This is a genomic window from Streptomyces sp. NPDC041200 (genome assembly GCF_055591805.1).
In genome coordinates this window covers 1-11,384 of sequence record NZ_JBVIZF010000084.1, presented here as the reverse complement: position 1 = coordinate 11,384, position 11,384 = coordinate 1, and the positions used below count along the sequence as shown (strand labels likewise).

The following is an 11,384-nucleotide window of genomic DNA, read 5'->3' as shown; positions in this document are numbered from 1 at the left end:
CGCCAGGGCCTGGATCGCGGCCAGCAGGGGCCTCCAGGTGCCGTCCCGCTGCCAGCGGCGGAACAGTCCGTAGACGGACTGCCAGGGACCGTACTCCGGCGGGACGTCGCGCCACGGCGACCCGGCCCGTGCCCGCCAGCGGATCCCGTCGGTCAGCCGCCGCCTGCTCTACTTCGGCGGTCGCCCCGGCCGCTTCCCCGCAGGCAGCAGGGGCTCCAGCACACGCCACTCATCATCGGCAAGGTCCTGCCGCCCGGCCGCGGAGGGGAAAACGGCCTAGTTGCGCGCGCGCAACGCCTGCGAGAGCGCGTCAACGGTCACGTCCACTACGGCCAGGAGCTGTGCCGGGCTCGCCCCGGCTCTGCTCATGACGGCGAGAGACTGGTTCACGGCCGCCGCGTGTACAGCGAAGGCCTCGGCGTCCTGGTCGGTCAGTCGGCCGGCCTTCAGCGCGGCGCGCAGGCGCATACTCTGGAAGCCGAGCGCCTGCCTGGCGTGCGCCGCGACGGCCGGGCTCAGCACCGGAATCGCCATGGCCGACTGGGCGATCAGGCATCCATCGGGCAGTTCGGGATCGGCGATGCGCTCGAGGGTGACGTCGAAGAACGCGCGGACAGCTGCAAGAGGCTCGGAGGCCGCACACGACAGGGCGGCGTCGTACTTGTCGCCGTAGCGCGTGGCGTAGCGATCCAGGCAGCGCAGGAACAGCGTGTCCTTGTCGCCGAGCGAGGAGTAGATCGAGCTGCGGTTCAGGCCGGTTGCCCGGGACAAGTCGTCGACTGAGGTGTCGGCGTAGCCGGCGCGCCAGAACTGGATCATCGCGGCGTCGAGCGCCGTGTCCGTGTCGAACTGCTTCTTGCCTGCCACGTAACACTTCCTTGCCGGTGTGTCGGTGTTTCGGATGCTGCCCATCATTCTATCTTGAACTGATCGGTTCAAGATGTGCTAGCCTTCGGGCGTGATCATGACCGGGCGTCCCCCGCACATTGAGCCAGCGCGGCAGGCGCACCACGCAACCCCGGCCGCCGCCGTCGTCCGTGAACGGCTTCTTCTCGTCTCTGGCCGCCCGCGTTCCTACGCGACGACCTGGGCATATCGCACCTGGCCGTCATCGGCGCAGGCGTCGGAATCCTGTTCATCAGCGCACTGCTGGCTCAGGTCGTCGCGCCGCCGGCCACCCTGAGACCCAATACCGGGACAGCCCTGCTGGCCATCGGGATGATCGTCATCGAGGCGGCGCTCTGGATCCGCTCCGCGCCTGTCTTCATCGTCGGCACCGTCTTCGCCGGGGCAGCTGTGGGGACTTTGCTCCGCCACGGCCTCGGCGCCACGGACGCACTGTGCGATCCCGGCAACCGGGCTGAGGTTCATCGATTCCGGGCTCGTCGTCCCCGTCCTGCTGCTGGGCCTTATCGATCAGGCCGCCGGGACCCGGATTTCGAGCACCACGCTGGCCACCCTCGTCATCTGCATCGCCCTCGCGGGCCTGGTCCTCGGGCGAACCGCCGGACCAGCGCACCCCAACACCGATGGAGGATCCCATGACCGTCTCCGAAAGTAACCCCGTCCGCGACCTGCCCCTGCACGACCTGGCCGGATTCACCCACCGCTGGGTCGACGCGGACGGCATCCGCCTTCATGCCGTCGAGGGCGGCCAGCCGGCCGGCCCGGCTGTCGTCCTGCTCGCCGGGTTCCCGCAAAGCTGGCGGGCCTGGCGAAAGGTCATGACCAGCCTCGCCGGCCGGTTCCGCGTCATCGCGATCGACCTGCCGGGCCAGGGCCACTCCGAGCGCCCGGAGCGCAGTTACGACACCCACACGGTCGCCGCCCACGTCCACGCCGCCGTAAAGGCACTCGGAGTGCCGGCCTACTGGCTGGCCGCCCACGACATCGGCGCCTGGGTGGCCTTCTCCCTCGCCCTCAACTACGAAAGCCAACTGCGCGGGGTCGCCCTGCTCGACGCCGGAATCCCCGGCATCACCCTCCCGGAAACGATTCCCACCGACCCGGCCCGGGCGTGGAAGACCTGGCATTTCGCGTTCCACCTCGTGCCCGACCTGCCCGAGACCCTGCTCGCCGGCCGCGAACGGGAGTACGTCGGCTGGTTCCTGAAGGTGAAGGCCCTCGCTCCCGGCACATTCGACGACGCCGAACTCGACCACTACGCAGCGGCCCTCGCCGCCGACGGCGGCCTCCGCGCCTCCCTCGCCTACTACCGAGACGCCGCCGAGTCGGCGCGCAAGAACCACCAGGCGCTCAACCAGCAGCACCTGACCGTGCCCGTCCTCGGAATATCCAGCAGCCACGGCTCCATCCCGGACATGGCGGCCTCCATCAGCCCATGGGCCGACAACACCACCGGAGTCATCGTGCCCGGCGCCGGGCACTTCATCCCCGATGAGCAGCCCGAAGCCGTCGCTGCCGCGATAGCCGACTTCATCGCCGACGGCGACTGACGCCGCTCAGGCCTGCCCGGCCGCGCACCCGCCCAGGCGCACCGCCGCCAGGGACGCCTGTCCCGGATGCGCCTGCCGCCGCAGGTCCATAACTGTTGGCCCTTAAGCCCGCGCCGGGCGGAGGCCAGGCGGGGGTGACCGCGGGAGGGGCCTGGCTCTCCCGCCTGGCCGGCGAGCACGCGTGGCGGGAATCCGGGCTCGGTGCCTCCGACGACATCGACGAGCTCAAGCAGCAGAACACCGCCCTCGAGCAGGGCATCACCGACCTGCGGCTCCAGCTCGAAGAACGCGACCAGGACCTCGCCGCCGCCCGCGCGGCCAACCGGGAACTATTGCCGCCATCGCTGAATGGCTGCGACCCCTCACCCGCACTTCTTCAACACGGCCTAGAAGCGGTAGCGCAGAATGCGGCCCACGTCCTTGAAGCCGGGCAGGTGTGCCATCACCTTCATGCTCATCCTGCCCGTGGTGGGCATCGCCTCCATCCCCGGCATGTCGACGCTGCGCACCGCGTCCATCAGGGTCAGCCCGTCGTGCCAAGCCTCGATCTCCCGTGGGTCGTCGAGGCCCCAGTGCAGCGTCGCTCCCGCGTTCCGTACGGCGGGCACCATCTTCTGGAGGCGGATGCCCAGCGACCCGTAGACGTCGAAGAGCAGCTGGCCGCCGGGGAAGCGATCGGTGATCCGCTGGATGAGGCGCTTGCCCTCCTCCTTGTGCAGATACATCGTCAGCCCCTCGAAGACGGCCACGGTGGGCTGGTCGTCGGGGACTTCGCGGAGCCACGCCTCCTCGGTCACCGAGGAGGCGATCATCTCGTAGCTCCCCGACGGCTGCGGCAGCAGCTGCCGCCGCAGCTCGATGACGTCGGGGTAGTCGACGTCTAGCCAGCGCACCGACGACGACGGGTCGAGCCGGTGGACCCGGGTGTCCAGCCCGCACGCCAGGTGCAGCACGGTCGCCTTCTGGTGCTCGGCCAGGAACGCGGAAGTCCAGTCGTCGAGCTGTTTGGCCCGGAGCGCGATGCCGACCGCGGTGGTCTCCGTCATGCCGGTCTTGCCGAAGTCGTAGGCGACGCGCGCCACCGCCTCCTGGGCCGTGTGATCGCCCAGGACGGAGTGCGGTGAGCGGCTGTCCACCGCCCTGCCGTACAGCGTGGCGAGCATCGTCTCCTGCGTACCGGTGAGAGTGATCTTTTCGCGATCCATGGTTCCTCGGTCGAGTGCGGGGGTACCGACGGCCATTTCCGGCGATTCATCCGGGATGGGCGGAATCCGTGATGCGTACCGTCCCACGAGTGCCCCGGCCAAGGCGACCGCGCCCTGGGCCATTCGGGTCCTTCACGCCAGAATCCGGGCCCGGCGGCTGGCCAAGACGACCGAAAACAGCGGTCGGGTGAGCCGGGGTCAGCCCTGCGCGAGCCACAGATCGGGGCCGAAGACCTCGTAGTGGATGGCCGACGGCCGCACACCGCGCTCCAGCAACTGGGCGCGCACCGAACGCATGAACTCCAGCGGCCCGCAGAGATAGGCGTGGACGCCCTCGGGGATCTCGATGCCGGACAGGTCCATCCGGCCGGTGTGCGCGGTGGGCCCGACGTCCTCCGGCCGCTCGTACCAGAGGTGTGCGGAGCCCTGGCTGAGCTTGGTGGCCAGCCGTTCCTGATCGGCGCGCAGCGCGTGGTCGGCGGGGGAGCGGTCGGCGTGGACCGCTATCACCGGGGCCTGGTGCCCCCGGTCGACCAGGTCCTCCAGCATGGCGACGATCGGGGTGCAGCCGATACCGGCGGAGGCCAGCAGCAGCGGCGCGTCCCCGGAGTCGAGCACGAGGTCGCCGTACGGGGCGGACACGCTGATCACATCGCCCTCGTGGACCTGCTCGTGCAGATGGGCCGAGACCTCGCCGTCCGGCCCCGAGTCGCCGCGCACCCGCTTGACGGTGATGGAGCGCACCGTCGCACCGGGCGGGTTGGTCAGGCTGTACTGGCGGATCTGGCGCGCCCCGTCGGCCAGTTCGACCTGGACCGAGACGTACTGGCCCGCGGCGAAGGCCGGTGCCGGGCGGCCGTCCGCGGGGCGCAGCCGGAACGTGACGACGTCGGCGGTCTCCTGGACCCTCTCGGCCACCTCCCACGGCCGCCACGTCCCGCCCGCCAGGACGCCCTGCTCGGCGTACAGACGCCGCTCGATCTCGATGAGCGCGCCTGCCATCAGCCAGTAGACCTCGTCCCAGGCGGCTGCGACATCCTCGGTGACCGCGTCACCGAGCACCTCCGCGATCGCGGCCGACAGATGGCGGTGCACCAGCGGGTACTGAGCGGGGCTCACCCCGAGCGAGGCGTGTTTGTGCGCGATCCGGGTCAGCATCGCGTCGGGGCGGACATCGGGGTGCTCCACCAGCGCGGTGGCGAACGCGGCCACGGCGCCGGCGAGGGCCTGCCGCTGGACCCCGGCGGCCTGGTTCCCCCGGTTGAACATGTGCCGCAGCAGCTCCGGGTGGGCCTCGAAGAGCTTCCGGTAGAACAGGTCGGTGATGGACCCGATGGCCGCGCCGACGGCGGGCAGGGTGGCGCGGACGGTGTCAGTGGACTTCTGGGAGAGCATCACCGGCTCCTAAGTGGTACGTAATATTCGTATTCAACGGCGCGAAGAAACCCGGCATGGCCAGCGCCGAAGCAGGGGTGCGGGAGAGAGGGATTCGCCTCACCGGTCCGCCCCCGGGCCCCGGCCGACCAGCCCGAGCAGTACGGGCCCGGTGGGGGAGTCGACCAGGTCGGTGACGGTCAGCGGGTCGAGCGAGGAGAAGAACGCCTCCTGCGCCTGCCGCAGTGCCATCCGCAGCCGGCAGCCCTGCCGGAGGGGGCATGGGGTGTCGCCCTCGCAGTCGACCACCTCACCGGCCCCTTCGAGTTCCCGGACCAGTTGGCCGACCGACGCGGTGCGGCCGGTCTCGGTGAGCACCAGCCCGCCGCCGCGCCCCCGCCGGGTCTCGATGAGGCCCAGATGCTGCAGCCGGGCGGCCACCTTCGCCAAGTGGCTGTACTGCACCCGCATCTCCCCGGCGATCTGCCGTGCGGTGCACGGCTCGGTTCCGGTGACCGCCAGTCGCATGATGGCGCGGAGAGCCAGGTCGGTTGATTTCGTCAGCCGCATGACAGCAGATTAGATAATGCGAATCTAAGATGCAATTTATGAGGGCGGGGTGCGCACGGCACGGCTCACGGACCAGGCCACCGACACCATGGGGACGGCCACGATCGCGCCGACCACCCCCGCCACGATGCCTCCCGCGATCACCGAGATCGCCACCACCACCGGATGCAGCCGCACCGCCCAGCTCATCACCAGCGGATGCAGCACATGCCCCTCGAACTGCCCGACCACGACGATGAGCACGAGCACCACCGCGGCGATCACCGGCCCCCGCCCCGCCAGCGCCACCACCGTGGCCACCGCCAGCGCGATCGGCGAGCCGATCAGCGGGATGAAGGTGGCGAAGAAGACCAGCAGGGTCAGCGGCAGCGCCAGCGGCACCCCCAGCAGCAACAGGGCCAGACCGACCAGGGCCGCGTTGGCGGCCGCCACCAGGATGATCCCCCGGGTGTACCCCGCGAAGGTGCTCCAGGCCGCCCGGCCCGCCCGGTCCCACCGGGAGCGGGCCGCCTCCGGAAGCTGCTCGCGGAACCACCGCCACATCCCGTCGCCGGAATGGACGAAGAACAGCGAGCAGAACAGCGCCAGCGCCGCCGCGGTCAGCGCTTCCACGGCCCGGCCCGCGCTGCTGAGCGCCCTGCTGATGAGCGTGGCGCGATGGGCCGAGACGAACGAGCCGATCCTTTCGTGCAGTCCGGTCAGCGTACGGTGCCGGACATGGAACGGCGGCCCCTCCAGCCAGCGCGTGATCCGGCCGATCCCGCCGCGGAACTCGCCCACCAGCCTGCCCGCTTCGCCCGCCGCCGCGCTGCCCACCAGCGCCAGCAGCCCCAGCACCACCAGCAGACTCCCGAACACCGCCAGCGCCACCGCGAACGGCCGGGGCAGTCTGCGCGCCAGCACATCGGCCAGTGGCCGCAGCAGTGCCGTGCCCACCAGTGCCAGGAACACCGCGACCGCCACCAGCTGAAAACGCCCCAGTACGGTGAACGCGAGATAGACCGCCACCCCGACGGCCAGCAGCCGCCACGCGTACGCGGCGGCCAGCCGCAGCCCGGGGTGCACCCGGTCGCCCGCCCCGTCCGCGCCGGGTCCCGGAGGGGGAGACTCGCTGCTCACGCCGATGCCACCACCCTCCGCACGCCGGTCCGCCCCAGCGCCGCACGGCGGGACGGGACGACCTTTCATCCCGTTACAGGCCTGATGTGATGATTCAATCAGGGCGGCCGGATCCGCGCCTGATCACGCTCCAGGCGCTGTTCCCCACAGCCCCGGCGAACTCCATAATCGATCACCACGGTGCCTCACCCGCCGACCGCCCACCGCACCGCAGCAAGGAGTTGCCGTGACGTACGACATCACCGCCATCCGCGCGCGGTTTCCCGCTCTGACGGCCGGTACCGCCCACTTCGACGGTCCCGGCGGCACCCAGACCCCCGTACCCGTCATCGAGGCCATCACCGACGCACTCGCGCACCCGCTGGCCAACCGGGGCCGGACCACCGCGGGGGAGCGCAACGCCGAGGCGATCGTCGCGGCGGCCCGGCAGGCGATGGCCGACCTGCTCGGCGCGGACCCCACCGGGGTCGTCTTCGGCCGCAGCGCCACCCAACTGGCCTACGACTTCTCCCGTACGCTCGCCACGACGTGGTCGCCGGGCGACGAGATCGTGGTCACCCGCCTGGACCACGACGCCAACGTCCGCCCCTGGATCCAGGCCGCGGCCCGGGCCGGGGCCACCGTGCGCTGGGCCGACTTCGACCCGGCGACGGGCGAGCTGACCCCCGATGACATCAGCGCCGTCCTGAGCGAGCGCACCCGGCTGGTCGCCGTCACCGCCGCCTCCAACCTCATCGGCACCCGCCCGGCGATACCGGAGATCGCCCGGCGCGCCCACCGGGCCGGGGCGCTGCTGTACGTCGACGGTGTGCACTACACGGCCCATTCCCTCGTCGACCTCGACCGACTGGGCGCGGACTTCTTCGCCTGCTCCGCGTACAAATTCCTCGGCCCGCACCTCGGCGTCCTGGCGGCCCGCCCCGACCTCCTGGAAACCCTGCGTCCCGACAAGCTGCTTCCCTCCACGAACGCCGTCCCCGAGCGGTTCGAGCTGGGCACCCTGCCGTACGAATTCCTCGCCGGGACCCGCGCCGCCGTCGACTTCCTCGCCGGTCTGGACCCGCGGGCGCGAGGCAGCCGCCGCGAACGCCTGGCGGCGGCGTACGCGGCCCTCGAAGAGCACGAGGACGCGCTGCGGCTGCGCCTCGACAAGGGGCTGGCCGCCCTCGACCCGATCACCGTCCTGTCCCGCGCGGCGGACCGCACCCCCACCCTCCTGCTGACCATCGACGGCCGCGACACCACCGACGCCTACCGCTACCTGGCCGGTCGCGGCGTGGCCGCGCCGTCCGGAGCGTTCTACGCGATCGAGACCTCCCGCAGGCTGGGCCTCGGCGACACCGGCGCACTCCGCGTCGGACTGGCCCCCTACACCAGCACCGAGGACGTGGACCGGCTGCTGGCGGGCCTGTCGGACTTCCTGTCGTCGGACGCCGCCGAGCAGTGCTAGCGCAGTGCCCGGACGGCCGTATTCACGCCCCGCCACGGGCCCCTCCCTGGGGCGGACCAGTCCGTGGCCGAAGGCGAACACGGCCGCGACGCGCGACTGACACCATGCCTCCATGGAACACACCGAAGTACTCGTCATCGGAGGACGTGCGGGCGTCGGCAAGACGACGGTCGGCTGGGAGGTGTCCGCGCAGCTGCGCGCCGCGTCGGTGCCCCACACGATCCTGGAGGGGGACTACCTGGCCCAGATCCACCCGGCCCCCGAGGACGATCCGCGCCGCAGGAAGATCGCCGAACGCAACCTGACGGCGATCTGGGCCAACTACGCCGCGCTTGGCCACCGGCGCCTCGTGTACACCAACACCGTGAGCGTGCTGCCCGCGACCACGGACATGATCGAGCGCGCCACCGGGCCCGGCGCCCGGATCGTACGCGTCCTGCTCACCGCCTCGGAGACCACGACGGAGGAGCGGCTGACCGGCCGGGAACTCGGCTCGGAACTGGAGCATGAACTGCGCGGCAGCGCCCGCAAGGCCCGCCTCCTGGACGAGCAGGCCCCGGCGGACACCCTGCGCGTGGCCACCGACGGGCGGCTGGTGGTGGACATCGCACGAGAGCTGGTCGCCGCCACCGGCTGGGCCGGCACCCCCTGACGACGCCCGTTCAGCAGCCCGGGACCAGCACGTCGACCCGGGGCAGATCACGGTGGTGGTGATGTGCGGCGGCGATCCCTGCCAGCGCGGGGCGGTCCAGCGCACCGTAGGCCGCCGCGAGGAGATCCCGCGCGAACTCCTCCAGCGCCGGTTCGCGCCCCGAGGCCCAGTGCAGATCGCGCCCCAGTACCAGCGCCTCCGCCGGATCCCCCGCCGCACACCGCCGCCGCGCCTCCTCCACACTCCGCTCCACGGCCGCGCGGTCGTCGAAGAACCCGTACATGAACCGCGCGAACGCGTCATCGTCGGCGCCGCCCTGCGGCGGCCGGTCCAGTGCGGTGCGGCCCGCGACGAGCGCGCCCGCACCGTCCAGGGTGGTGATCCGCGCCGGGTCGACGGACAGGAGGGCGGCATCGTGGAGCGTGGAGTAGGCGATCCCCACCTCCGGCCGGTCCCCGGTCTCGAAACCGGTCAGCGCCAGCCGCAGCGCCTCGAGCCCCGACCGTCGCCCTGCCAGGTACTCCTCGTCCCCGTCGTCGTCCGCGAGGTCCTGCCAGTGACGTTCCAGGAGCGCCCGCACCGCCTCCAGCGGTGTCCCCGCGCGCCGTTCGATCCCGCCACCGTCGTGGGTGTAGTACGAGGCGATCCCCTCGCACGTGCGGCCGTCGTCGGACCACAGCCCGTAGTGCAGCCCGTCGGACCCGCCGTGCAGAAACGTCAGGAACTCCGGTGGATCCCGGTAGTAACGCCCGTGCACCCGCACATCGACGCCCTCGCGGGGCCGCGCGCCCGGGGTCTCGTAGACGTCCGCGACACCGTACGGGGACACCTCCATGTCCGCCAGCGCCCGGCGTTCGACGGGCCCCAGACGTCCCAGGAACTCCATCAGCCGGAAGAACGACTCCGGCAGCGTGAGCCCCCAGTCGCGCCGGACACGCTCCTCGACGTCCGCCCTCGTCCCATCCACCGAACATCCCCCGATCCACACCTGGTCACCGTGACGAGGACCGAGGCTACCGAACCGCCCCGGGCCGCCGACGCCCCGCACTCAACGGTCGGATCCCGCTCACCGCCCGGCTAGGCTCACCCGTGCGGTGTGATCCACGGCATGCCGTACGCCCATGGGGCCGTACGCCCACGGAAGGAAGGCGCGGAGGACGTGAGGGACGGTCAGGAATCCATACGGTCGAAGCCCCCGATGCGAGCCGACGCCCGCCGCAACCAGCTGCGCATCCTGGACGCGGCCCGCGCGATGTTCAGAGAGCACGGCATCGCCGCACCTCTCGACGACATCGCCCGCCGCGCCAACGTCAGCATCGCGACGCTCTACCGCCGCTTCCCCGACCGCGCCGCACTCTGCCGCCAGGTGGCCGTCGAGGGCTACGAAACCGTGCTGGCCGAAGCGCGGGCCGCGCAGGAGGCGGCCGAGGAGGGCGGCCCCGACGCCCCGCTGCGGGCCGTCGAACGCTTCCTGACCGGCGTCGTCGAACAGCGCTCCCGCCTCGTCCTCCCGCTGTTCGGCGGCCCGGCCTTCCACGACGAGGAAGCCACCGTCCTGCGCCACCGCATCACCGGCTGCCTGGACGCGGTCCTCACCCGTGGCCGGGAGCGCGGCGCGGTGCGCGACGACGTCAACTCCACCGACCTGCTGATGGCCGCGGCCATGATCAGCCGCCCCCTTCCCAACACCCCGCCCGAGTGGCTCGACGCCACCGCCCGCCGCCACATCGCCGTCCACCTCGACGGCCTCCGCCCCGGCGCCACCCACCACCTCCCGGGCCCCGGCCCCGGCCACCCGGAACCGGAGCACGCGTTCAGCCGCGAGACACCGGCGACGGCGGACAACGCGCCCACCGAACACCGCGCCTGACGAACGGACCGTGGCCCCCGCCCAGGGGGCGGAGGCCACGGTCACCGGCAGGTCCGGTCAGGTGCGGTACGCGTAGTACAGCGAGTTCGGGTTGGAGGCGATGATGCTCGCCACCGACTTCCGGTACGTGTTGACCGAGTGGTAGGTCAGGTACGGGACACCGCTGGAGGAGCGGTACGTGACCATCATGGTGTGGTCCTTGGACCCGTCCCGGTCGAAGTCCATCTGCATGACGTCGCCGACACCCATGTGGTACACGTTCGCCAGGTTGGTCGCCCGCTTGGCGTCCAGAGTGAACCACGACCACTCGTTGGCGCCCACCCAGGACGTGGCCTGGGTGGAGGTGTCGTACCACCAGGTGCGGTAGTCCAGCGCGTCGCCCGGCGCGTGCTTCCAGCCGCCCGCCTTCAGGGCCTGGCTGATGAAGTTGGTGCAGTCCCCGCCGGCCTCGTTGAACTTCCGGTAGGCCGGGTTGTAGTTGCTCCAGTACTTCTCCGCGTACGTGGCCATCGCCGCGTAGTTGTACGCTCCCGCGGGCTTGGTCACCTGCTGGGACGGCTTCGTCGTGGCCGCGGGCGTCGCGCTGGGCAGCGCCGCCGCCTTCTTCACCGACACCGTGGCGGGCTCGTTGATGGCCACGGGGCCCTCGTCCGTGGGCCTGATGCCCGTCAGCTCCCACTTCCCGCCG

The 11,384-nt window shown here is 71.5% G+C and carries 12 protein-coding genes; 4 read left to right on the top strand and 8 right to left on the bottom strand.

Features of this window, described 5'->3' with window-relative positions; translation table 11 throughout:
- On the bottom strand, window positions 1-156 hold a 156-nt coding region (locus tag ACZ6CL_RS42225), incomplete at its 3' end, for a transposase (RefSeq protein WP_468946722.1).
- 120 nt (window positions 157-276) lie between these two features.
- Entirely contained in the window at window positions 277-867 is a 591-nt protein-coding gene (locus tag ACZ6CL_RS42220) for a TetR/AcrR family transcriptional regulator (protein WP_468946720.1), read from the bottom strand.
- 662 nt (window positions 868-1,529) lie between these two features.
- Between ACZ6CL_RS42220 and ACZ6CL_RS42215 the strand changes: the two genes are divergently transcribed.
- On the top strand, window positions 1,530-2,456 hold the full coding sequence (locus ACZ6CL_RS42215) for an alpha/beta fold hydrolase (RefSeq protein ID WP_468946718.1): 927 nt from the start codon (window positions 1,530-1,532) through the stop codon (window positions 2,454-2,456).
- A 386-nt stretch (window positions 2,457-2,842) separates the two neighbouring features.
- On the opposite strand, the gene ACZ6CL_RS42210 is transcribed toward ACZ6CL_RS42215, so the two are convergent.
- The 4 genes from ACZ6CL_RS42210 to ACZ6CL_RS42195 all read right to left on the bottom strand — a co-directional run bounded on the left by ACZ6CL_RS42210 (window position 2,843) and on the right by ACZ6CL_RS42195 (window position 6,793).
- On the bottom strand, window positions 2,843-3,661 hold the full coding sequence (locus tag ACZ6CL_RS42210; RefSeq protein ID WP_468946716.1) for a class I SAM-dependent methyltransferase: 819 nt from the start codon (window positions 3,659-3,661) through the stop codon (window positions 2,843-2,845).
- 198 nt (window positions 3,662-3,859) lie between these two features.
- Window positions 3,860-5,056, bottom strand: coding sequence for a globin domain-containing protein (locus ACZ6CL_RS42205; protein ID WP_468946714.1), 1,197 nt, complete (start codon window positions 5,054-5,056; stop codon window positions 3,860-3,862).
- Between the two features lie 99 nt (window positions 5,057-5,155).
- Complete coding sequence (locus ACZ6CL_RS42200) at window positions 5,156-5,605, bottom strand: RrF2 family transcriptional regulator (RefSeq protein WP_385443870.1); 450 nt, start codon at window positions 5,603-5,605, stop codon at window positions 5,156-5,158.
- A gap of 36 nt (window positions 5,606-5,641) precedes the next feature.
- Window positions 5,642-6,793 (bottom strand): AI-2E family transporter, encoded by a 1,152-nt coding sequence (locus ACZ6CL_RS42195; protein ID WP_468946711.1) that lies wholly within the window; start codon window positions 6,791-6,793, stop codon window positions 5,642-5,644.
- Window positions 6,794-6,950: 157 nt separating this feature from the next.
- Here ACZ6CL_RS42195 and ACZ6CL_RS42190 point away from each other — a divergent pair, with 157 nt between their 5' ends.
- Both ACZ6CL_RS42190 and ACZ6CL_RS42185 read left to right on the top strand, forming a co-directional pair.
- Window positions 6,951-8,174: a cysteine desulfurase-like protein gene (locus ACZ6CL_RS42190; protein ID WP_468946708.1), complete on the top strand. Its 1,224-nt coding sequence runs from the start codon at window positions 6,951-6,953 to the stop codon at window positions 8,172-8,174.
- Between the two features lie 112 nt (window positions 8,175-8,286).
- Window positions 8,287-8,826: an AAA family ATPase gene (locus ACZ6CL_RS42185; protein WP_468946706.1), complete on the top strand. Its 540-nt coding sequence runs from the start codon at window positions 8,287-8,289 to the stop codon at window positions 8,824-8,826.
- 10 nt (window positions 8,827-8,836) lie between these two features.
- On the opposite strand, the gene ACZ6CL_RS42180 is transcribed toward ACZ6CL_RS42185, so the two are convergent.
- Window positions 8,837-9,793 (bottom strand): ADP-ribosylation family protein, encoded by a 957-nt coding sequence (locus tag ACZ6CL_RS42180; protein WP_468946703.1) that lies wholly within the window; start codon window positions 9,791-9,793, stop codon window positions 8,837-8,839.
- A gap of 231 nt (window positions 9,794-10,024) precedes the next feature.
- Here ACZ6CL_RS42180 and ACZ6CL_RS42175 point away from each other — a divergent pair, with 231 nt between their 5' ends.
- Complete coding sequence (locus tag ACZ6CL_RS42175; protein WP_468946701.1) at window positions 10,025-10,696, top strand: TetR/AcrR family transcriptional regulator; 672 nt, start codon at window positions 10,025-10,027, stop codon at window positions 10,694-10,696.
- A 57-nt stretch (window positions 10,697-10,753) separates the two neighbouring features.
- Here the strand turns inward: ACZ6CL_RS42175 and ACZ6CL_RS42170 are convergent.
- A partial coding sequence (locus ACZ6CL_RS42170; RefSeq protein ID WP_468946699.1) for an amidase domain-containing protein occupies window positions 10,754-11,384 on the bottom strand: 631 nt, incomplete at its 5' end.